At 43.3% G+C, this 21,682-nt stretch carries 20 protein-coding genes and 1 riboswitch; of the genes, 6 read left to right on the top strand and 14 right to left on the bottom strand.

The genetic code is table 11. The annotated features are described in order from the left end of the window. Window positions 1–55: 55 nt before the first annotated feature. The 4 genes from IRY55_RS00400 to IRY55_RS00385 all read right to left on the bottom strand — a co-directional run bounded on the left by IRY55_RS00400 (window position 56) and on the right by IRY55_RS00385 (window position 2,645). Window positions 56–271 (bottom strand): DUF2922 domain-containing protein, encoded by a 216-nt coding sequence (locus IRY55_RS00400; protein WP_194561285.1) that lies wholly within the window; start codon window positions 269–271, stop codon window positions 56–58. A 16-nt stretch (window positions 272–287) separates the two neighbouring features. Further along, window positions 288–503 (bottom strand): DUF1659 domain-containing protein, encoded by a 216-nt coding sequence (locus IRY55_RS00395; protein ID WP_194561284.1) that lies wholly within the window; start codon window positions 501–503, stop codon window positions 288–290. Between the two features lie 62 nt (window positions 504–565). Continuing rightward, on the bottom strand, window positions 566–1,282 hold the full coding sequence (locus IRY55_RS00390; protein WP_194561283.1) for a replication initiator protein A: 717 nt from the start codon (window positions 1,280–1,282) through the stop codon (window positions 566–568). Window positions 1,283–1,532: 250 nt separating this feature from the next. Continuing rightward, the gene (locus IRY55_RS00385) at window positions 1,533–2,645 is read right to left on the bottom strand and encodes a M42 family metallopeptidase (RefSeq protein WP_408015109.1); all 1,113 of its coding nucleotides are present in this window, start codon (window positions 2,643–2,645) and stop codon (window positions 1,533–1,535) included. A 179-nt stretch (window positions 2,646–2,824) separates the two neighbouring features. On the opposite strand from IRY55_RS00385, the gene IRY55_RS00380 reads away from it, so the two are divergent. Continuing rightward, window positions 2,825–3,139 (top strand): PepSY domain-containing protein, encoded by a 315-nt coding sequence (locus IRY55_RS00380; protein ID WP_194561281.1) that lies wholly within the window; start codon window positions 2,825–2,827, stop codon window positions 3,137–3,139. 98 nt (window positions 3,140–3,237) lie between these two features. On the opposite strand, the gene IRY55_RS00375 is transcribed toward IRY55_RS00380, so the two are convergent. Genes IRY55_RS00375 through IRY55_RS00365 form a run of 3 tightly spaced genes read right to left on the bottom strand, consistent with a single transcriptional unit; the run spans window position 3,238 to window position 5,709 of the window. Further along, window positions 3,238–4,089, bottom strand: a complete 852-nt coding sequence (locus IRY55_RS00375; protein WP_194561280.1) for a YtnP family quorum-quenching lactonase — start codon at window positions 4,087–4,089, stop codon at window positions 3,238–3,240. 15 nt (window positions 4,090–4,104) lie between these two features. After that, complete coding sequence (gene trmB, locus IRY55_RS00370; RefSeq protein ID WP_194561279.1) at window positions 4,105–4,746, bottom strand: tRNA (guanosine(46)-N7)-methyltransferase TrmB; 642 nt, start codon at window positions 4,744–4,746, stop codon at window positions 4,105–4,107. A 3-nt stretch (window positions 4,747–4,749) separates the two neighbouring features. Then, entirely contained in the window at window positions 4,750–5,709 is a 960-nt protein-coding gene (locus tag IRY55_RS00365; protein ID WP_194561278.1) for an NERD domain-containing protein, read from the bottom strand. Window positions 5,710–5,828: 119 nt separating this feature from the next. Between IRY55_RS00365 and IRY55_RS00360 the strand changes: the two genes are divergently transcribed. From IRY55_RS00360 to IRY55_RS00350, 3 genes are all read left to right on the top strand, one after another. Further along, entirely contained in the window at window positions 5,829–7,574 is a 1,746-nt protein-coding gene (locus IRY55_RS00360) for a GGDEF domain-containing protein (protein ID WP_194561277.1), read from the top strand. Window positions 7,575–7,701: 127 nt separating this feature from the next. Then, the gene (locus IRY55_RS00355) at window positions 7,702–7,923 is read left to right on the top strand and encodes a DeoR family transcriptional regulator (RefSeq protein WP_194561276.1); all 222 of its coding nucleotides are present in this window, start codon (window positions 7,702–7,704) and stop codon (window positions 7,921–7,923) included. Window positions 7,924–8,109: 186 nt separating this feature from the next. Next, window positions 8,110–9,663 carry a BCCT family transporter gene (locus tag IRY55_RS00350; RefSeq protein WP_194561275.1) on the top strand — a complete coding sequence of 518 codons (1,554 nt, stop codon included), beginning with the start codon at window positions 8,110–8,112 and terminating at the stop codon, window positions 9,661–9,663. Between the two features lie 47 nt (window positions 9,664–9,710). Here the strand turns inward: IRY55_RS00350 and IRY55_RS00345 are convergent, their stop codons facing one another. Together IRY55_RS00345 and IRY55_RS00340 are read right to left on the bottom strand one after the other, a co-directional pair. Beyond that, window positions 9,711–10,427 (bottom strand): pseudouridine synthase, encoded by a 717-nt coding sequence (locus tag IRY55_RS00345; protein ID WP_194561274.1) that lies wholly within the window; start codon window positions 10,425–10,427, stop codon window positions 9,711–9,713. Further along, window positions 10,424–12,055, bottom strand: a complete 1,632-nt coding sequence (locus IRY55_RS00340) for a putative polysaccharide biosynthesis protein (RefSeq protein WP_194562337.1) — start codon at window positions 12,053–12,055, stop codon at window positions 10,424–10,426. The genes IRY55_RS00345 and IRY55_RS00340 overlap by 4 nt, the downstream gene beginning before the upstream one ends. 169 nt (window positions 12,056–12,224) lie before the next feature. Here IRY55_RS00340 and IRY55_RS00335 point away from each other — a divergent pair, with 169 nt between their 5' ends. Beyond that, a complete protein-coding gene (locus IRY55_RS00335) occupies window positions 12,225–13,484 on the top strand; it encodes a BaiN/RdsA family NAD(P)/FAD-dependent oxidoreductase (RefSeq protein WP_194561273.1) in 1,260 nt (419 codons plus the stop codon). 12 nt (window positions 13,485–13,496) lie between these two features. Further along, on the top strand, window positions 13,497–14,150 hold the full coding sequence (locus tag IRY55_RS00330) for a hypothetical protein (protein WP_194561272.1): 654 nt from the start codon (window positions 13,497–13,499) through the stop codon (window positions 14,148–14,150). Window positions 14,151–14,192: 42 nt separating this feature from the next. On the opposite strand, the gene IRY55_RS00325 is transcribed toward IRY55_RS00330, so the two are convergent. From IRY55_RS00325 to IRY55_RS00305, 5 genes are all read right to left on the bottom strand, one after another. Then, a complete protein-coding gene (locus tag IRY55_RS00325; RefSeq protein ID WP_194561271.1) occupies window positions 14,193–15,476 on the bottom strand; it encodes a nucleobase:cation symporter-2 family protein in 1,284 nt (427 codons plus the stop codon). 71 nt (window positions 15,477–15,547) lie between these two features. Next, window positions 15,548–15,651, bottom strand: a riboswitch (purine riboswitch). 129 nt (window positions 15,652–15,780) lie between these two features. After that, window positions 15,781–17,064 (bottom strand): GntP family permease, encoded by a 1,284-nt coding sequence (locus IRY55_RS00320; RefSeq protein WP_194561270.1) that lies wholly within the window; start codon window positions 17,062–17,064, stop codon window positions 15,781–15,783. 80 nt (window positions 17,065–17,144) lie between these two features. Further along, window positions 17,145–18,596 (bottom strand): CoA-acylating methylmalonate-semialdehyde dehydrogenase, encoded by a 1,452-nt coding sequence (locus IRY55_RS00315; RefSeq protein ID WP_213086627.1) that lies wholly within the window; start codon window positions 18,594–18,596, stop codon window positions 17,145–17,147. Between the two features lie 21 nt (window positions 18,597–18,617). Continuing rightward, window positions 18,618–19,793: an iron-containing alcohol dehydrogenase gene (locus IRY55_RS00310; protein ID WP_194561269.1), complete on the bottom strand. Its 1,176-nt coding sequence runs from the start codon at window positions 19,791–19,793 to the stop codon at window positions 18,618–18,620. 145 nt (window positions 19,794–19,938) lie between these two features. Further along, entirely contained in the window at window positions 19,939–21,681 is a 1,743-nt protein-coding gene (locus tag IRY55_RS00305) for a sigma-54-dependent Fis family transcriptional regulator (protein ID WP_194561268.1), read from the bottom strand. Window position 21,682: the final 1 nt, after the last annotated feature.

Raw genomic sequence — 21,682 nt, 5'->3', positions numbered from 1 at the left:
GATTCATGAATCGAAAAAGCCGAACGAAAGCGCTCGGCTCTCATTCGGCTTTTCTTTATCGTGCATAAACAATCGATGTGTCGCGCGCGACCACTTTCGCTTCAAGTGCTTCCGTTAACGTCCCGCCATCAATAAGGAAAGCATTCGTTGCAATAATTTCCTGCATCACATCGACGACTTCTTCTTCCGTCATCGACTCGCGGGGATCAGGAATCGCATACGTAACACGCTTCCCGAGTGACGTTAAAAAGACGAGTTGTAATTCTTTCATAAGTCATTCCTCCTTCTTAATAAATTTCTGACGTCTGGCTCGTTTCCACTTGGAACAAAGCACGTTCACTCAATGAAAACAAAGCATTTGCCACTTGGCGTAACGACTTAGCATCCGCTTCCGGATTGACGTTCGCGTATGTTTTAGAACGGAAGACTTCTTTTCCTTCATCGTTCAAGCCATTTTCATACGTGCATTTTAACGTTTGACGTTTAAAATGAAACTGCATCATCGCACTCCCTCCTTTCTACACCTCCTATATTCCAAGGAACGACTTCAATCTGGACTCTTTTTTTATAAAAGATGCGGATAGTTGCTTGAAAACCATTTAAATAACGTGAAATAAATCGCTTCATACAAGTAACCAGACGGACTTCTCACTTTGCCGGAATGTTCGATATGTCGCACAGCTCGAATGAATGAACGACATACTTCCCTTTCTAATTGTTCATCTTCTTCCCAACGAACAGGAAAATTCGCTCGCATCGAAAATTTACGTTTCGCTCCGTTCATAATGCCATAATATCTTTTCGCATCTTCAGGAGTATGGCTATAAAGGCGAATCGTTTCTCGAATGCGCTCCGGTAATTCGGTTGAACTGTAAAACGCTTCTTCTTCCAATTGTTCTTTTTTCTTCTGTCGTTCATATTGTCCTTCATCCACTAAATCATCTGTAATGTTCAACCCTTGTACTTTTTTCGGAAATAAAACGTATAAATAATTCGGTTCATTATTTCCTCTTCGTCTTTCTTTCAATAAATCGATCGCTTTTAACTCGCGTTTCACTTTCGCGATCGTCTGTCTACTTTTGATTCCTAGCCATTTCCCTAACGTATCATTCGTACAAATGACGTACACTTTTCCTTCGCTATCTTGCCATCCGTTTTTCACCGATAATTCATGTCGGTGACGAAGTAAGCTCCACATCACTTTCGCTTGTAAACTAAGTTGATCGTACGGCGCTGTCGTAAAGAAAAAATGCGGCAATTGATAAAAGGCGTATCGATACAATTTGGTTCATTCCTTTCAAAACGTATCGGTGACGTTTCTTATTTTTTATCGTTCTACTTGTATGATTATATTTTGTGTGTCATTTTTGGACATCCGACGTCGTCTTTTTTAACGAACGGACGACAAAAAACTCACCGTCGCAAAAATGGTGAGTGAATGTTCATTGAAAAATGATAAATGGTGATATTGCTTTTTATGTAATGAAAAAAGCACCTTTCATCCGATTTTGAATGAAAAGTGCTTCTTGAAATTATGCGTTTTGTTTAATCGTTTCGACTGTCGTACGGTCGAGTGAACGGACGAGTTTCACGATCATTTCTTTCGCTGCTGCGTAGTCATCCGTATGGATGATTGAAGCGTGCGTATGAATGTAGCGTGAGCAAAGACCGATCACTGCACTCGGTACTCCTTCGTTCGATACGTGAACTTGTCCTGCGTCTGTTCCACCTGGAGAGATGAAGTACTGATACGGAATGTCGTTCGTTTCCGCTGTGTCGAGAATGTACTCGCGAAGTCCGCGGTGAGTCACCATCGTGCGGTCATAAATGCGGAGTAAGAACCCTTCTCCGAGTTGTCCGAATTGGTTTTTATCCCCTGATGCATCGTTCGCTGGGCTTGCGTCAAGTGCGAAGAAAATATCCGGTTTAATCATGTTCGCTGCTGTTTGTGCGCCGCGAAGGCCGACTTCTTCCATGACGTTCGCACCTGAATATAAATGGTTCGGAAGCTTGTCGTCTTTCACTTCTTTTAACAATTCGAGCGCAAGTCCACAACCGTAACGATTATCCCAAGCTTTCGCCATAATTTTTTTCGGGTTTTTCATCGGTGTGAATGGGCAAATCGGTAAAATTTGTTGTCCTGGACGGATGCCCATATTGTCCATCACATCTGCTTTGTCATCCGCACCGACATCGATCAACATATTTTTAATGTCCATCGGCTTATTGCGCACTTCATCGCTTAATAAATGTGGAGGAATCGAGCCGATTACTCCGATAACTGGTCCTTCATCCGTAATAATTTGAACACGTTGTGCAAGAAGCACTTGGCTCCACCAACCGCCGAGCGTTTGGAAACGAATCATGCCGTTATCTGTAATGCCTGTTACCATGAAGCCTACTTCGTCCATATGGCCCGCTACCATAATCGTTGGCGCGTCCGCTTTTTCACTTTTACGCACGCCGAAAATACTTCCGAGTCCGTCTTGAATAATGTCGTCTACGAGCGGCTCCATCTCTTGACGCATGTAGTCGCGCACGAGGTATTCATTGCCTGGTGCACCTGGTAATTCTGTTAAGGTTTTAAACATATTTAACGTATCTTGTTTCAAAAAAATTGCCTCCTCCAGTTTAGTCTTCTTCATTGTACGCAATTTTTCGTCAAATTTCTACCTAAGTCTTTCGGAAAACGAAATATATCGACTTGTTGAAAATTTGTAAGGGAATTGGATTTTTCTCACATTGAAAAGAGATGTCCTTAACGCTTTTTGATACAACTATGGTAAAATAGAAATGAGTTCAAACTTTTTAGGAGGTCATACAGATGAAATTAAAAGATTTTATTCTCGGGATCGCAACAGGTGTGGCAGCGACAATCGCTGTTCAACAAGCGATGACGCAAATTTCGAAATATGCGCCAGCGGACAATGTTTTAAATGAAGTGAAAAACGCGTTCTTAAAAGAAGGTCCAATCGAAGGTTCTTGGATCGTTATGCAGCCGGAAGAATACCAAAACGGTATTTTAACGACTGAAGTATACCGCGGTGGAATTACACGTCTCGATAACGGAAACTTACAACAGTTCGAATTCGTTGCGGACGCAAAAACAGGTACACTTTTAAACGTTACAGAAAAATAAGCACGACAAAAACTAGCGCAGCATTCGTTGCGCTAGTTTTTATTTCATAAAAAAACCCGCCTACTACCACGTCGTCTCATCAAGTAGGCGGGGTTTGATTAGCGAGGTGCTGTGCTCTCGAGTGATTCCGTAATCGAGCGGCCGTCTTCGCTAAATTGGACCATGCGGTAAATCGCATCGTGATAAAAAATAAAACGATAGTGATTGTTTAACGCTTCTTCCATGTAGCGTTGTTTAGCGTAAATCGATGTCATCGGGTAGTCATCGTATGCGAGCACCCAGAGTGGATTTTGATGTGCATGCGTCGGCATAATATCTGCCATATGAATGACCGTTTCCCCTCCGCGCTCTATGCGAATGACCGCATGCCCGTCGCTATGTCCTCCCGTATGTTCCATCGTGACACCAGGTGCGACGGTGCACGTTTGATCGAAAGTTTTCACTTGCGAGACGATCGGTTCCCAATTTTCGCGCCAATACGCATTGCGTGAGCGAATGTTCGGGTTGCGCAATTCGTCCCACTCCGTCTGTGAAACGTAAATGTCCGCATTCGGATAAATTGACGTCCATCCATCACCTTCACGCTTCGTCAAACCACTCGCGTGATCGTGATGCATATGCGTCATCCAAATCATATCGATTTGTTCAGGCGTCAAGCCGAGTTCCCCTAAACTTTGCTCAACGCGTGATTCAGACTGAATGCCGAGATTGCGCTTCATTTTATCCGGCCATTTATTATAGCCGACCCCTGCATCGATGAGTGCGTACTTCCCGTCTACTTCTACTAAAATTGGATCCGTTCGGAGCGGAATCGTATTGTTTTCAACTTCTGGATATTTTCGACTCCAAAGTGCTTTCGGTACGACACCGAACATCGCTCCCCCATCTAAATAACAAAGTCCCCCGTCCAACCAAGTAAATGTTACGTCGTGAAATTGCCATACATCCATTTCTCCATCCCCTTTTTATTGATATTTCGCTTCTAAACGATAAATCGGATGCCCTTTCGCCGAAAACTTCTCTTCATATTCCGTCATGACATTGTCAAGTACATCATCTGCGTGAAGGTCGAGCGACACATCGAGCAATTGCATCCCGTAATTCGTCATCGAGACGAGCGAATATTCAAATAGTCCACGATTATCCGTTTTGAAATGAATTTCGCCCCCTTGTGGCATGACGTTACGATATCTCGTTAAAAATGTCTTAAATGTTAGCCGGCGCTTTTCGTGACGCGCTTTCGGCCAAGGATCTGAAAAGTTTAAATAGACGAGCGCGACTTCCCCTTTGTCGAACATCTCTTCTAACTTTTCCGCATTGCCTCGAATTAAACGCAAGTTTGAAGGTGCTCCTAGTTCAATCGCTTTTTCCACAGCAGAGACGACGACATTGTCGAAATGTTCAATGCCGATGTAGTTGATGTCTGGATTATTTTTCGCCATATTAGCGATAAATTGTCCTTTCCCTGTACCGACTTCGATATGGATTGGACGATCGTTTCCAAACTCTTCGGCCCACTTTCCTTTCAATTGTTCTGGTTGTAATTTTGCGATGTGGTCATTTTCTTGTAAGTAATCAAGAGCCCACGGTTTATGGCGTAAACGCATAATTTAAATTTCCTCACTTTCTTCTAAATCCTCTTCCTCTGTCGGGAAAAGCATACTGTTTGCGGTCGTCTGGCAAAGTTGCAACAGACGATTCGCTGCACGATATTGCGCAAGTTTCATCGGAGCCGTCGATTGGCGACGCAATTGTTCGAACCATTCATCAAATGTGCGACGATCAATAATCGTCGTATCGAAAGGTACCCCTGGATAATCGATATACCCATTGCGGGATAACAACACTTTTTTAATCGGAAGTTCTATTTCTTCCTCTTGAAAAATTTGCTGGACAATCGACTCATTACGACTCAGTTCAATAAGTGGATTGAGCAATTTTTGTTCATGCTCTCCGTATTTTTTCACCCAAAAACGCTCGCTTCCTCCGACGAAAGCAGCGACATCTTCATGCTCGAGTACGGTGATTGTATAACATTGCACCGGTGTGAGCAAGAGAATATTCATCTCAATCGGTGCTTTTTTAATTTGAATAATCGGTTCGTACATCATTAAAAAATTGTCAGGTAATTTTTGCGTAAACTGCTTCATCAATGTATCGCGACGATATTTCCCATGAATGGTTGAACGAGAAAGCAATGTCGAACTCGCCCATTTCAATTGGAAATCATATAATTGCTCGGTATATTGACGTTTCAATTGCTCCATCGAACTCGCTGATCCCGTAACGAATGGATCGAATTGATTCAATATATCTTCATCTACATGCTCTTCTTCTTGCTCTTCTTGTTCAGGCGCTTTTTTGAAACGGCGAGCGAGCGATTGAAACAATGTGGGCTTCTCTTCTTCTACTACTTCTTCCTCAAAGAAAAAACCATCTTTCTGATTTTGCCACTGTAATTTTAAACGGTCCCACTGATAACGTTTCAAACGAATAAATTGTGTCGTATAGTGGGATAAATCATTTTCATAACGAGACACATAATCTGATATTTTTATTAATTGCGCCATTCTTACACCTCAATTTTACATTTTTTTACGATAAATTTACATTCCTTTAACATATAAGTAAATCAATTCATATAAGCTTGCATTATGTATGTTTGATATTTATGAGGGGGTTTTGAATTATGGTAGTAAAAATTTTTGACAAACGCGCTTGCTTGGAAGCCATTTTAACCGAGCGAAATGTTCAAACCGTCTTCCAACCTATTATCTCATTAAAAAACGGAGAAATATATGGCTATGAAGCACTGTGTCGCGGACCAGTAGAAACACCGTTTGTCAATCCAGAAGTGCTTTTCGAATTTGCAACCGAGCGTAAGCGCCTATGGGAACTCGAATTACTTTGCCGTACGACTGCACTTGAACGCTATGCAAGCCTTCAATTGGAAGGGAAATTATTTTTGAACGTCAACCCGAATATTATGAGTGACAATCGTTTTCGTGAAGGATTTACGAAAGATTATTTAAGTCAATTTTCGATCGATCCTGATGCGATTGTTTTTGAAATTACGGAAAATGAAGCCATACGAAACATCGACCACTTTCAGCAAACGGTCGACCATTATAAAAACCAACAATATCTTGTCGCAATCGATGACGTCGGGTCAGGTTATTCTGGTCTCAATATCATTACAGACGTGCATCCCCACTTTTTGAAATTAGATATGCATTTAATTCGAAATATCGATCATGATGAAACGAAGCAATCGCTCGTGAAAAGCTTGGTCGATTTCGCAAATTTATCGAATATTTTTATCATTGCAGAAGGCATCGAAACGACCGCTGAGCTCCTCACTTTAATTAAATTTGGCATTCATTACGGACAAGGCTACCTCATCCAGCGTCCCTCTCCACAAAAAGAGCTACGCAATGAGGATGTTCATACTATTATCATCCGAGAAAATGAACAAAAAAGCAATCTCGAACCGACACAAATCATTTCGACATCTGTTGAACAAATTACAAATGCTATCCCTACTGTACAACCGACAACTGTCATTGAAGAAGTCGCCAATGTATTTAAAACATTAGCAGTCGATGGGCTTTGCGTTGAACAAGACGGGCATATTTTAGGCGTCGTTACGAAACAAAGATTGTATGCTGCGCTCAGTGGACCTTTCGGCTATAGCTTATATAGCGACAAGCCCGTTAGTGAAATTATGCAAACGGATTTCATCTCTGTCGATCGATCGACTCCTATTAATATCGTCTCCAAACTCGCAATGATGAGGACAGACGACCAATTGTATGATTTTATTACCATGACGAAAAAAAATCACTATTTCGGCATCGTCACGGTGAAGGATTTATTAGAACAGACAATTCAAATTGAAATAAATTTTGCCAAACATTTAAATCCACTTTCAGAATTACCTGGCAACTTAATGATTGAGCAACAAATTCAACGTGACATTGATGATGATTGTGCGTGCACCGTTCTTTATATCGATTTGGACAATTTCAAACCGTATAACGACGTGTACGGTTTTGAAAGCGGAGATGATGTCATTACAGCACTCGCCCGCATTTTGAAAAAAATCGCCTCCCCACTCGATTTCATCGGGCATATCGGCGGGGACGACTTTATTTTTATGACGGCACCCAATCATGCAGAGCGTATAGGTAAGGCCATCATCGAAAAATTTGATGAAATCGTCCCTTCTTTCTATCGTACAGAAGATGTTGACGCTCAGTTTATCGAAGCGATGAACCGACACGGAGAAAAAGAAACTTTTCCTCTTTTATCAATTTCTGTCGCGGGCGTACAAACCGCTCATTTCGATAACTTGCACAAGCTTGCTGAACGTGCGAGTGAATTAAAAAAAGTTTGCAAACAGCAACGTGGCAGTTATTTGCTTATTGAAGATTAATTTTTAACACATTTTTTACAACTTTTTTGTCAAAATAAGGTATACTAATAGTGAAAGGACGAATCGATTTCATAGTGTAGACGGAGTTCATTTGCATCAAGCGAAAAAACGACGGAAGGTGAATGCGATGAGTAATTCAACAGACAGAATGTTACGACGTGTCAAAGATGTTTATTTCTTTATTTTGGACAATGGGGTTGTTACAACGGATCGAATTGTTGAGGAATTCGGCGTCACAGCACGCACAGTTCAGCGCGACTTAAACGTGCTCGAATATAACGAGCTCATTAAAAGTCCGACGCGCGGACAATGGACGACAACTGAAATCGAAGTCGAACTTTCATCATAATGTGACCATAAAAAGCTGCGCATAGCAGCTTTTTTTGTGCGTTACCTTTATTTTTTTATAAAGATTTACTAGTTATGATTTGAATTTTTAAATTAAAAATGGTAAGTTTATACTTATTAAAAATATAAAGGAGTTGGCTCACATTTTTTCTGATCAAGAACCTCACATATTAGGCGGTGGCTTTCAATGAACCGTCACTTCTTAAAACATCCTGTTTTTCTCATTTCCTCAACGATTTTAATTTTATTAATTACATTCGGTTTACTGTTTTCGGAACAATTCGAAGATATTGCAGACGCTTTATTTAATTGGACAACGACGTATTTCGGCTGGTTTTATTTACTTGCGATTTTTGCAATCGTCATCTTTTTACTCGGGCTTGCGTTCACTTCTTACGGCTCCATTAAGCTTGGGAACGAAAATAGCGAACCTGAATTTTCTTTTTTCTCGTGGATTGGCATGCTCTTTTCCGCAGGTTTTGGGGCAGGTCTCGTCTTTTGGGGAGTAGCCGAACCGATGAGCCATTATTTCTCTCCTCCATTTGAAGGAGTCGGCTCTAAAAGTGAAGAGGCTGCGCGAATTTCGATGGGGTACGCCTTTTTTCACCAAGGGATTAGCCAATGGTCCGTCTTTGCTTTAATGGGACTTGCGATTGCTTTTTTACAGTTTAAAAAGAAAAAAGACGGACTCGTGTCAACAGCGCTTACGCCAATTATTGGGCACAATAAAACGGTGAAACATTCCGTCGATATTTTAGCGGTCATTTCAACAGTGATGGGTGTGGCGACGAGTGTTGGACTCGGTGTTTTACAAATGAATGGTGGATTAAATATCGCATTTAACACACCGCAAACGCTCCTCATCCAAATGATTTTAATCATCATCATGGCGGTCGCTTACTTATTTTCAACGACGACCGGACTGAAAAAAGGGATTAAATATTTAAGTACATTGAACTTAGGGATGGCGATTGGTTTACTCGCTTTCGTCTTTTTCACGGGTCCCACCCTTTTCATTTTAGAAACATTCACACTCGCGATCGGTGATTTTATCGATCATTTCGTTTCGTATAGTTTACGCTTAGAGCCTTATGTTGAAGGGAAATGGGTGAAAGATTGGACGATTTTCTATTGGGCTTGGGCGATTGCGTGGAGCCCGTTCGTCGGAGCATTTGTCGCACGTGTCTCGAAAGGACGAACAATTCGAGAGTTCATATTAGGGGTGATGATTATTCCACCGCTCATCGCTGCGTTTTGGATTGCGGTATTCGGAGGCACTGCACTTTATAATGATATGAATAACGGCACGATGATTGCGGAAGCGGTCGACCAAGATTTGACACAAGCCCTATTCGTCACATTCGACACATTGCCGATGACCGGTTTATTGAACGGTTTTGCAATCATTTTAATTTTCACTTTTTTAGTGACGAGTGCCGATTCGGCGACGTATATTTTAGCGAGTATGACATCAGGTGGCTCTTCTATTCCACCGCTTGCGAATAAAGTCGTTTGGGGGACAATCATTGCGGCCACTTCCCTCGCCTTACTTTCAGGTGGAGGACTCAATGCACTACAAACCGCCTCCCTCGTCTCCGCCTTGCCGTTTACAATCATTTTAGTACTGCTCATCTTCTCTATCTTGTCGCTCTTAAAAAATGAAATGCTTCCGATTGAAGAACGTGACATTCAACGGTTCGAAAAATTACAAGAAAGAGTTGAAGAAAATAATAACGATTAAAAAAAGGTTCACCGCTACTCAGTTTAGTAGTGGTGAACCTTTTTTCATTAACGATAGTTTTGCAATGCTTCTACCTCTTCTTCTGTCAATTCACGATACTCACCTTCTCGTAAATGTTCATCGAGTTCAAGCGGCCCCATCGAACAGCGCTTTAAATAGACGACTTCTTTCTCGACCGCGCGGAACATGCGCTTCACTTGATGAAACTTCCCTTCGGTAATCGTGACGAAAATTTCATCAGGTCGCTCCGTCAATTCAAGCTTTGCAGGCTTCGTTTCATAACCGTCATCTAATGTGACGCCCTCTTTAAAAGCTGCTACATCAGCAACAGTTACCGCTTGGTCGATGCGCGCAAAATATGTTTTCGGCACATCGTTTTTCGGTGTGAGTAAGCGATGCGCCAGCTGTCCGTCATTCGTCAACAGTAAAAATCCGACCGTATCTTTATCGAGACGTCCGACAGGAAACGGCTCAAAATGACGTAATTCATCATCCAATAAATCGATAACCGTACGTTCTACATGATCTTCTGTCGCTGAAATGACACCGGCTGGCTTATTTAGCAAAATGTAGACAAACTCGCGATAATGCACTTCTTCTCCGACGAATGTGACGACATCTTTTTCGACATCCACTTTCGCACTCGCATTTTTCACCATTTCACCATTGACCGCAATCATTCCTTGTTTCGCATATTGTTTAATTTCCTTTCTCGTTCCATAGCCTAAATGACCGAGCATTTTATCAATTCTCAATTTCTTCATCCTCTCGAAAACTTACCGACGAGTCGCGTAATGCGATCTCCGAGCAAACGTTGTAACAGTCCTGTACGGTAAGCGAGCACGCCGTAAACGACTGCTCCAACTGCTGCACCGATTAACACGTACAATAAAGCGATCCAACGACCATCTGCTGGCGCAATCGCACGAAGCCCTGTCAATGTCCCATAAACGACCGCAATCATAATGACATTTAATAAAACAATGAGCACGAGACGACGGATGACCATCGTTGAGCGGTAGTTAACAACTTTCATAATGATGCCAATGTTCATGCTGACTGCGATGAAATACCCGACCCCCGTCGCATAAATCGCACCGTTCGCTTCAAACCATTGAATGAATGGAATATTGATGACCATTTTCACCCATAAACCGAACATCGACGTAAAAATGATCCATTTATGACGGTCAATCCCTTGTAAAATGGCCGCCGTCACACTGTACATCCCAAACAAAATCGCAACGGGTGCATAATGCGCTAAAATAGAAGCCCCTGCTGCATCTTTTTCATACAAAAATGTATAAAACTCATCGGACAATACCATTAAACCGAGCACCATCGGAATCGTTAAAAAGAGCATAATTTGAAACGTTTGGTCGAGCGCACGAATGATTCCAGGACGATCTTTCCCGGTGAAATACCCCGTAATCACGGGAATGAGCGCCATCGAAAAGCCTGTCGCAACCATGACGGGAATCATGACGAATTTATGTGTCAATAAGTTGATCATCCCGAGATACATATGCGACACGTCCGCAAGCCCGATTGACGCCATCGCTTTTTTAAAGGTCAACATGTCGACTGCTTGATACATCGGGTTAATCGTCCCGACGAGCACGAACGGAATTAAATAACCGAACACTTCTTTATACATCGCCCAAAACGACACATCTTCTCCAGAAGGAATACTTTTTCGACGCAACATATCAAATTCATCCTGATATTTTTGCCAATATTTATATAAAATAAGCAATCCAGCAATCGCTCCGATAAAGGCTGCAAATACTGCGACATTAATCGCCATATCCGCTGTCCCTTTCATCACATAAACGACGAATGCTGCACCGCCGAGCACGAATAAAATGCGGACAATTTGTTCAACGAGTTGTGAAACGGCGGTCGGTTCCATTTTGTTATATCCTTGGAAAAACCCGCGCGTCAAACTGAGTAACGGCACGACGATTAAAGAGAAACTGACCCAACGAATGACCGTTGCGACTTGTTCAATCGTATACACTTCATCCGCTGGATTTTCAGCGGTTTCCGGGTTGACGATTCCAGCGATCGGTGTCGCTAATAAAAAGAGCGCGACGAATGCCGTTATTCCCGTAATCATCATGAGAACCATACCCGACTTCATTAAACGCCTGCCGGTTTCATAATCGCCAAGTGTATTATATTTTGAGACATATTTGGATATGGCGAGCGGTGCCCCTGATACCGCTATCGATAAAAATAAATTGTACGGAACGTAGGCGTATTGATAAAGCGCCATACTTTCTTTTCCGACAATTGCATATAAAGGAATTAAATATAAAAGACCGAGCGCCTTTGACAAAAAGAGGCCGATCGTAATAATCGCAGTACCACGTATGAGAGTTGATGACATCTTCATTTATCATTCCATTCTATAATAATCCTTCTATAGTTTACCGCTCCATCGTCATTTATACAATATTCGTCTAACCGACTTAGACGACTTTCCTCCTCAAAAAGTTGCACGGTTCAGCGCCACCTATGGTAAAATGAGGCGAGTAAACAATGAAAGGTCGGATAGTATGACGGCATATGCCACAATTGTAATCGGAGGAGGACCTTCTGGCTTAATGGCTGCAATCGCTGCAGCAGAAAATGGCGCGCGCGTCCTCTTGCTCGATAAAGGAAAAAAACTCGGGACGAAACTCGCCATTTCAGGAGGCGGTCGTTGTAATGTGACGAATCGCTTACCCGTCGAAGAAATTATCGCCCACTTACCAGGAAACGGACGTTTTCTATACGGACCTTTTGCTGTTTTTAACAATGAAGACATTATACGCTATTTTGAAAATCTTGGCGTGCCTTTAAAAGAAGAAGATCACGGACGTATGTTTCCGGTTTCCAATAAAGCGAAAGATGTCGTCAATGCGCTTCTTTTAGAGTTAGAACGATTACATGTCGACGTACGACTCGAAACGAAAGTCGACAAATTGTTGATGGACGATGAACGAGTGCGCGGCGTACGCTTAACGACAGGCGAAGATATTCAAGCCGACAACGTCATCGTCGCAGTCGGCGGGAAAGCCGTTCCGCAAACAGGGAGTACGGGCGACGGCTATCCGTGGGCAGAACGCGCAGGACATACGGTCACAACGTTATACCCGACGGAAGTTCCTTTACTATCCGATGAGCGCTTCATCCGTTCAAAAGAGCTTCAAGGACTCGCCTTACGAGACGTTGCGGTAAGCGTCTGGAATGCGAAAGGTAAAAAATTAATTACTCATCAAATGGATATGTTATTCACCCATTTTGGCATTAGTGGACCGGCCGTATTACGATGCAGCCAATTCGTCGTCAAAGAACAGATGAAAACGAAAAATAAACCGGTCAATGTGACGATCGACTCTCATCCCGAACAAAACGAAGAACAATTGTTCCAACAATTGCGCACGACTTGTAAAGAAGACCCGAAAAAAGCGGTGAAAAATAGTTTGAAAGCATTCGCACAAGAACGATGGCTTTTATTTTTATTCGAACGTGCCGCAATCGAGCCAGATACCCAAGGTGCGAGCATCTCTAATGAACAATTGCGCGCGCTCGCTCATGAATTTAAACAATTTACGATTTCGATTACCGGCACACAGCCGATCGAAAAAGCTTTCGTTACGGGCGGAGGCGTCAAAACGAAAGAATTAAACCCGAAAACGATGGAATCGAAGCTAAAACGAGGACTCCATTTTTGTGGAGAAATTATCGACGTTCACGGTTATACGGGCGGTTATAACATCACATCGGCACTCGTCACTGGAAGAGTGGCGGGCATGCATGCCGCAAACAGCTAAGGAGAGAACACAATGCATCCATCTGAACTCATTCCGTTCCTCATGGTAGGAATGCTTCTATTATTGATCATCGCGATCGTTTGGCTCACTTTGCGCCAACGACCGAAACTCGCGACGACGATTAGCGCGATTCTTGTCATTTTATACATCACAGCGTACGCGCTCTTTCCGACATACCAAAAATACGAACATGAAAGACGCTATGTCACACTCGTAGAAGCGATATCAAGCCCTCATCTCGTCATTGAACGAGCGACATTCGACCCGAAAACAGGCGACCGTGTCGGCGTCTTTTCCGTATACGATGAACGGGTCCCACAGTTCGGTTGGACGTACAAAGTTTCACGCAACAATGACATTACGAATGACGAAACGTGGTCTCGTTACGACTATCCTGCGAGAGACGAACTTTGGCAAGAAGTCGAATGGCTGTACTGGCAAGAGACAGAAACAGGAGCCATTACCGAACTGGACCGCTTAGAAGATGGTCCACTCGTCGCCTATGCATTTGAAACAGAAAACGAACGCGGCATCGCTCTTTTCCATTACGAAAACGAGGGGATGACAACGCTCGCTTTCGAACATTCTCCTGAAGGCGCGACCGTCACATCACATAATAAAACGTGGACGATTACGCGCGACGATGATACGTTACACGTCCAATAATGAAAAACAATCCTTCACTCATACGGGTGAAGGATTGTTCGTTTATACGTGATTCGTCGGTTCACGACGCGGACCAATCATATTGAAGAAAATATTTAATACGATCGCCGTCACCGCCGCAGCGACGATACCATTTGACGTTAAAATTGAAATTTGTGAAGGCAATGACTGAAAAATTTCCGGCACGATCGATACACCGACACCGAGTCCAATGGCAACCGCTGCAATCATCGCATTTTCCGCCGAATGAATGACAGCAGGCGCTAACATTTTAACCCCTTGCATAATGACCATTCCGAACATCGCAATCATCGCCGCTCCGAGCACTGCTTCTGGAATGATCGTCGTCAATGCCGCAAGTTTAGGAACGAATCCTAAAATGACGAGCATAATACCGGTAATGACGATGACACGGCGACTTTTCACACCAGACATTTGCGTCAATCCGACGTTTTGTGAAAATGTCGTATACGGGAAAGCGTTAAACAATCCTCCGATAATGGAAGCGAGCCCTTCCGAACGATACCCACGCGCTAAATCTTTTGAATTTAACGGCTTATCACAAATATCACCGAGAGCGAAATACACTCCGGTCGATTCGACGAGTGACACCATCGCCACGAGCGTCATTAAAATGATGGACGACGCATCAAACGTCGGCACTCCGAAGTAAAATGGTTGAACGACGTGCACGACGTCCGCTTGTTGAACAGGAGTAAAATCGACCATTTTAAAGAAAATCGCAATGACCGTACCCCCGACGAGACCGACTAAAATCGCAATCGCTCGCAAAAAGCCTGTCGCAAAACGATAGACGACTAAAATGATGAGCAATGTCGTAAAGGCGAGCGTCATGTTCGCACTACTTCCGAAATCCGGTGAACCTAATCCGCCTGCCATATTGTTGACCGCAACCGGAAGCAACGAAATTCCAATCGTCGCAACGACTGTTCCAGTCACGACAGGTGGGAAAAATTTCACGAGCATTCCGAATACCCCGCCGATTAAAAAGATGATTGCACCCGATGCGATAATCGCACCGTAAATTGCGCCGATTCCTTTTTCACTTCCGATTTCGATAATCGGAGCAACCGCCGTAAACGTACATCCTAAAACGACAGGAAGACCAATTCCGATAACGCGTCCTGAATACACTTGCAATAATGTCGCAACCCCACACATTAAAATGTCGATTGCGACTAAGTACGTCATTTGCTCCGAATTAAATCCGAGCTCTTTTCCGATGATGAGTGGCACTAAAATTGCCCCTGCATACATCGCGAGTAAATGTTGGATCCCGAGTGCGGTTTCCTTGCCTAAATTCACTTTCAGTTCCTCCTACTTGAACAGGCACTCTAACGCCATAAGTAGAACGCAAGAAAGTGCGTCACGATGTACGCACTTCTTTTTCTACTCATAGTCGACTTATTTACGGTAAGTCGGTAGATACTTCTCTAGCCATATTCTAGAGAATTATATGAGTGACACTTTCAACAATTATTATGAAAATAGTATAGCAACATTTCATTCGTTTAGATAGAACAAATATAACGTTTTCGTGAATTTTTCATACAATTGCATCGTTTTTCCTGTTCAATAGGAAATTTTTAACGATTCACTCGAGAATGTTTTAATAAATTCCGAACGATGCGAAAATGATTGAAATAATTAATGCGAGTATTGGAATCGCAATTGTAATGACCGCGATATCTTTATAACTATCTTTATGCGTCATACCTGTAATCGCAAGTAAAGTGAGGACGGCTCCGTTATGCGGAAGTGCATCTAATCCTCCGGAAGCGAGCGCGGCAATACGGTGGAACGCTTCTGGGCTAATGCCCGTTTGAATGGCGATGTCATAATATTGTGCACCGAGTGCTTCAAGCGCAATCCCCATTCCTCCAGATGCTGAACCTGTCGCTCCTGCAAGCAAGTTGATCGCAACCGCTTCTGAAATTAACGGGTTTCCTTTAATATTTAACAACCAGTGCGTTAACGTTTCGAATCCTGGTACCGCTTTCACGACGGTCCCGAAACCGACGGCCGCACTCGTATTAATAATCGCTGTAACCGAACCTGTCGCTCCTTCGTTCATCGCTTTTACGAACGATTTGAATTTCGTAATGTTCAATAAGAGCAATAAACCAATTCCTGTAAGCAATGCGACGATGACGTCCCATTTCAAAACGTTCAAGCTAATGATGACCGCAACGAGCGGTAAAAGAGATAAAATGACAGACGGTACGACCCCTGTATCTTCCACAATTTTTTGATCTTTCGGCTCTTCAAAGACGAAGCCTTTTTTACGCAACTGTTTTTCGCGTGTAATGAGGTAGAAATATCCTCCTCCGCCCATGACGAGTGTTGCGATGAAGCCCATGATCGGCGCTGCCATCGGAGTCGTCTGAAAATAACTCATCGGAATTAAGTTTTGAATTTGAGGTGTTCCTGGTAGCGCTGTCATCGTGAATGTGAGCGCACCAAGTGCAATCGTTGCCGGCAATATTTTACGGCTAATGTTCGCTTCGCGGAACATCGTTAAAGCGATCGGATAAACAGCGAACACGACGACGAATAAGCTGACGCCTCCGTATGTGAGGAGTGCTGTCGATACGGTAACTCCTAAAATCGCACGCTTCACACCGATGACGCGCGAGAAGAATAACGCGACCGAACGAGCCATCCCTGTATCTTCCATTAACTTCCCGAAAATCGCTCCGAGCATAAATACCGGGAACCATTCTTTCGCAAACCCTACAAAACCGCTCATGTACGTACTTTTATACGCTTCTAAAATGTCGAGTCCACCTGTGAGTGCTACAATTCCTGCTGCAATCGGTGCAACCCAAATGATCGACCATCCTAAATAAGCTAATACCATTAAGACGACGAGCCCTAAAACGATACCAAACATCGCATTTCCCTCCTAAACCATCCATTTTTGGGTGAAAAAAAGATGCAGTGCGTACACTGCATCTTTCAACTAGGTATATGTTATACCCAACGACCAGTTAACACTTTTTTACGCGTATAGAAGTTCAATCCGTCTTTTCCGTTTGCGTGTAAGTCGCCGTAGAATGAATCTTTCCACCCTGAGAATGGGAAGAATGCCATAGGAGCTGGTACACCGATGTTTACGCCGAGCATTCCTGCATCGATCGTTTCGCGGAATGTACGTACGCTACCGCCATCTTTCGTGAAAATACATGCGCCGTTTGCGAAACGTGATTTGTTCGCAAGCTCGATCGCTTCTTCTAAATTTTTCACGCGGCTAATTGAAAGCACTGGCGCGAAAATTTCATCTTCCCAAATTTTCATTTCACATGTTACGTTATCGAAAATTGTCGGTCCAACGAAGTAGCCGTTTTCTTTCGCTGCTTCATCGAGACGCCCGTCGCGAATTAACTTCGCACCTTCCTCTTCTCCTTTTTCGATATATTGGAGTGTGCGCTCTTTATGTGCGTCACGGATGACTGGGCCTAAAAATACCCCTTCGTCTAAGCCGTTACCGATTTGAATGTCGTTCGCTTTTTGAACAAGTGCTTCAATGAACTCATCTGCGATTGAATCTTCAACAGCTACGACCGCACAAGCCATACAACGCTCTCCTGCTGAACCGAATGCTGCGTTTAAAATTTGTGTCGCCGCATTGTCGATGTTCGCATCGCTCAATACGATCGAGTGGTTTTTCGCTCCTGCTAATGCTTGAACACGTTTTAAGTTGTCTGTTCCACGCTTGTACACATACTCTGCGACTGGCTGTGAACCGACGAATGAAATCGCTGCGATTTTTTCATGGTCTAAAATACCGTTTACGACGTCATGCGCTCCGTGTACGATATTGAATACACCTTTCGGGAATCCAGCTTCTTCTACTAATTCAGCTAAGCGGTTCGCTAAAAGTGGTGTACGCTCAGATGGTTTTAATACGAATGTATTCCCTGTCGCCAGCGCCATCGGGAACATCCAGCAAGGAACCATCATCGGGAAGTTGAACGGTGTAATACCGCCAATTACGCCGATTGGGTAACGGTAAACGCCTGATTCAAGTCCTGTTGCGATCGATGGAAGTTGTTCGCCCATCATTAATGTCGGTGCACCTGCTGCGAACTCGACACATTCAATTCCGCGAAGAACTTCACCGTGTGCTTCTGTAAAGTTTTTCCCGTTTTCAATTGTAATTAATTTTGCAAGCTCATCCCAATGCTCAACGAGAAGTTGTTGATATTTGAACATGATGCGTGCGCGACGTGGAACGGGTACTTCTTTCCACTCTTGGAACGCTGCGTCCGCTACTTGTACCGCGTGATCTAATTCTTCTGCTGTCGATAATGGGACGTTTGCGATGACTTCTCCTGTTGCTGGGTTATATACAGGCTCGATGTTCGTTGATTTTGACTCAACCCACTCACCGTTAATGTAGTTTTTAATGTTTTGTACTGTCATTGTTAAAATCCTCCTTCAAATTTAAAACGCGTATGTGTAGCACGTCGTATACAATGCTTTAATTTCTTCTTTCGTCGGTACTTTCGGGTTGTTCCCTGGGCTACCGCTATCGAGTGCATCGTCCGCCATCTTATCGATTGCTTCGTTGAATGCTTCCTCTTCAATGCCCCATTCCTTTAAGTTCGGAATGCTCAAATACTTACATAATTCTTTCACTGACTCTACTGCGACATCTGCCGCTTGTTCGTTCGTTAAAACAGCATCTTCTTCTGCGAAGAGGCGACCTAAATCAGCGAGGCGCTCGACACAGCTTTCACGGCTATATTCGAGAACGGCTGGGAGTAACATCGCGTTCGAAAAACCGTGTGGTACATTGAATAAAGCACCGATTGGACGAGACATACCGTGCACGAGACAAACAGAAGCGTTCGAGAATGCCATTCCTGCTTGTAGCGCACCGATGGCCATTCCTTCACGAGCGGCGATGTTTTCGCCATCATCATATGCTGCTTTCAAATTGCGCACGATGTATTTCATCGCAGAAAGTGCCATCACATCTGTCATCGGCTGTGCTTTTTTCGAAATGTACGCTTCGATTGCGTGACATAACGCATCGACACCTGTAGCTGCTGTGACACTTTTCGGACTCGATACAGAAAGCAATGGGTCGACAATCGCTACAGTCGGCATTAAGACCGGTTGTTTAATCATCATTTTGACGTGATTCGACGTATTCGTAATGACTGTCACATCTGTCGCTTCTGAACCTGTACCTGCTGTCGTCGGAATTGCGATGTGGGGAAGACTCGCTTTTGACGCGATTTTTTGTTGGTTCATGTAGTCACCGATGTAGCCACCATTTGTTGCTAAAATTGCAACCGCTTTCGCCGTATCGATACAACTTCCGCCTCCGATTGAAATGATGAGGTCACACTGTTCTTTTTCTAAGACATCCATCGCTGCTGCGACATGTTCGTCAGTCGGTTCCGAGTTCACTTCTAAGAAGACAGCGCTTTCAACACCGACCTCCGAAAGTAAATCGATGCACTTTTGTACGTTACCGAGCTCTTCCATAATTTTATCGCTGACGATTAACGCCTTTTGACCGTACTGTTTCGCTTGGAAACCGAGCTTTTGTAACGCATTTTGTTGATAATACAACATTTGGGGAGTTTGAAACGTTTTACATTCTACCATACACACTTGCTCCTTTCTGTTTGAAACCTACACAAGAACTACACTTTTATGTATGAGAGCTACACTTTTATGTAGTTTATGTTGTTTAATTATGTTTTATTAGTTTTATAACTAAAATAAGTGTAGCCTTAAGACTACACTTATGTCAAGCATCAATATTATATTTTTTTAACTTTTTATATAAGGTCGTACGGTGAATCCCTAATAGTTCTGCCGTTTTAGACTTGTTTCCACCCGTTTTTTTCAATAAAGAAATAATGAGTTCCCGTTCATTTTCTCCTTGTTTTTCTTTAAATTGTTCCAAATTGACCGACACACTGTCTACATGTGTCGACAGTTGTTCTTTTTTCTCCGTGAGCAACCAATCTAAATCTTCCACTTGAATTATTTCATCATCGCTCAACGTAATGACCCGTTCGATACTGTTGACGAGTTCCCGAACGTTTCCGGGCCATTCGTAATTCATCAATGCTTGCACAACTTCCGAAGTAAATGTCTTCTCTGGCACGCGATGTTTCATGCAAAGTTGTTGCATGTAATGCGCGAGCAAAATCGGGATGTCTTCTTGTCGGTTGCGTAGTGGCGGAATATCTAAATGGACGATGCTTAATGTTTCAAATAAACGTCGGTCAAATTGTTTAGAATGGAGTAACTCATCGACCGTCGTAGAAGAAGCAACGATGAGCCGAACGTCGATTTGTTGATCGACGAGCACATTGCCTTTCCCTTCTTCGAGAAATTCTAACAATTCATATTGCGTATCCGCTGGTAATACGTCGATGTTTTCAAGGAAGAGCGTTCCTCCGTCCGCTTCTTGAATGCGACGAAACAACATTTGCTTCACTCGTTCAGGTTCGTAACTGCGGCAGTCAAACGCGATAAATACTTCATCTCGGCGCGAGCTCAATTGATGAATCCCTTCTCCGAACGCTTTCTTTCCCGTGCCGCTCTCCCCTGTTAAAAAGACAGGAACTTTCGTGCGCGCTGCTTTACGGGCAAGACGTTTCAATTGGAAAATTTCTTTGCTGACGCCGACGATTTCTTCTAAACTCGCCATTTCTTTTTCCGTGTGTAGCTCTTGTTTTTGACTCATCTTCACGTTTTGTAATTGCAAGCTTTCGTAAATGCGATACACTTGCGACACCCCTTCGAAAATGAGCATGCCGATCGCGGCGACAACTTTTCCGTTATGCCAAATCGGGATGCGGTGAACGATCATATCTTGTCCTTGAATGTTTTGAATGACCCCACGTTCCGGCATCCCTTTTTGAACCGTTTCATGCAAGTTCGTATTTTCAATCACTTCCGTCACGTGGCGTCCGAGCGCTTCTTCTCGTGGAACCCCTGTAAAATTGCTGTACGCTTCGTTAAATTCGATCAAATATCCATTTTCATCAACGACCGCAATTCCTTCATACGCTTTTTCTAAAATGACGCTTAAAATTGCAGACATTCGCTCGTCATGCAAATCATTTTCTAGCATTCGAATAATATGTTTGACGACGGTTTCTTTCGTCAACAGTCCGAGCACTTCGCCCACTTCGTTTTGCACGACGTATAGATCAATCATTTCAGCCGTATGCAACAATTGTGGCAATGTCATATCTTCTCCAACCGTTTGGATGCCATCACGTCGCGCAATGTTCTTTACTGGAGCGGATGACTCGATGCACTGCTCGTATGCATCTCGCAAACTCGCATCGTTCATCACACCGATAAACTGTCGTTTTTCATCAACAACGATGATCAACTTTTGTTGGAGTTGTAGCGCTTCTTCAATTGTCGTTTTTTCGTCTACCGAAATGAACTGTGTCGTCATCCAGTCCCCTACTGCGAGCGACTCTTCCCCTAGTTCCAACTGTACTAACTTATTTAAAAATGTCTCCATT

Source organism: Savagea serpentis (assembly GCF_015351395.1).
Lineage (GTDB): Bacteria > Bacillota > Bacilli > Bacillales_A > Planococcaceae > Savagea > Savagea serpentis.
Note: the sequence above shows the minus strand (reverse complement) of the source record. Positions and strands in the feature narration are given on the sequence as shown.

Excerpts from the sequence above, each read along its gene's own strand:
- IRY55_RS00395 (WP_194561284.1), bottom strand. The coding sequence starts at position 503 with ATGATGCAGTTTCATTTTAAACGTCAAACGTTAAAATGCACGTATGAA.
- IRY55_RS00335 (WP_194561273.1), top strand. The coding sequence starts at position 12,225 with ATGACGGCATATGCCACAATTGTAATCGGAGGAGGACCTTCTGGCTTA.
- IRY55_RS00350 (WP_194561275.1), top strand. The coding sequence starts at position 8,110 with ATGAACCGTCACTTCTTAAAACATCCTGTTTTTCTCATTTCCTCAACG.
- IRY55_RS00375 (WP_194561280.1), bottom strand. The coding sequence starts at position 4,089 with ATGGATGTATGGCAATTTCACGACGTAACATTTACTTGGTTGGACGGG.
- IRY55_RS00345 (WP_194561274.1), bottom strand. The coding sequence starts at position 10,427 with ATGAAGAAATTGAGAATTGATAAAATGCTCGGTCATTTAGGCTATGGA.
- IRY55_RS00330 (WP_194561272.1), top strand. The coding sequence starts at position 13,497 with ATGCATCCATCTGAACTCATTCCGTTCCTCATGGTAGGAATGCTTCTA.
- IRY55_RS00380 (WP_194561281.1), top strand. The coding sequence starts at position 2,825 with ATGAAATTAAAAGATTTTATTCTCGGGATCGCAACAGGTGTGGCAGCG.
- IRY55_RS00355 (WP_194561276.1), top strand. The coding sequence starts at position 7,702 with ATGAGTAATTCAACAGACAGAATGTTACGACGTGTCAAAGATGTTTAT.
- IRY55_RS00400 (WP_194561285.1), bottom strand. The coding sequence starts at position 271 with ATGAAAGAATTACAACTCGTCTTTTTAACGTCACTCGGGAAGCGTGTT.
- IRY55_RS00310 (WP_194561269.1), bottom strand. The coding sequence starts at position 19,793 with ATGGTAGAATGTAAAACGTTTCAAACTCCCCAAATGTTGTATTATCAA.
- IRY55_RS00320 (WP_194561270.1), bottom strand. The coding sequence starts at position 17,064 with ATGTTTGGTATCGTTTTAGGGCTCGTCGTCTTAATGGTATTAGCTTAT.
- IRY55_RS00305 (WP_194561268.1), bottom strand. The coding sequence starts at position 21,681 with ATGGAGACATTTTTAAATAAGTTAGTACAGTTGGAACTAGGGGAAGAG.
- IRY55_RS00365 (WP_194561278.1), bottom strand. The coding sequence starts at position 5,709 with ATGGCGCAATTAATAAAAATATCAGATTATGTGTCTCGTTATGAAAAT.
- IRY55_RS00385 (WP_408015109.1), bottom strand. The coding sequence starts at position 2,645 with ATGAAGAAGACTAAACTGGAGGAGGCAATTTTTTTGAAACAAGATACG.
- IRY55_RS00360 (WP_194561277.1), top strand. The coding sequence starts at position 5,829 with ATGGTAGTAAAAATTTTTGACAAACGCGCTTGCTTGGAAGCCATTTTA.
- trmB (WP_194561279.1), bottom strand. The coding sequence starts at position 4,746 with ATGCGTTTACGCCATAAACCGTGGGCTCTTGATTACTTACAAGAAAAT.
- IRY55_RS00315 (WP_213086627.1), bottom strand. The coding sequence starts at position 18,596 with ATGACAGTACAAAACATTAAAAACTACATTAACGGTGAGTGGGTTGAG.
- IRY55_RS00340 (WP_194562337.1), bottom strand. The coding sequence starts at position 12,055 with ATGTCATCAACTCTCATACGTGGTACTGCGATTATTACGATCGGCCTC.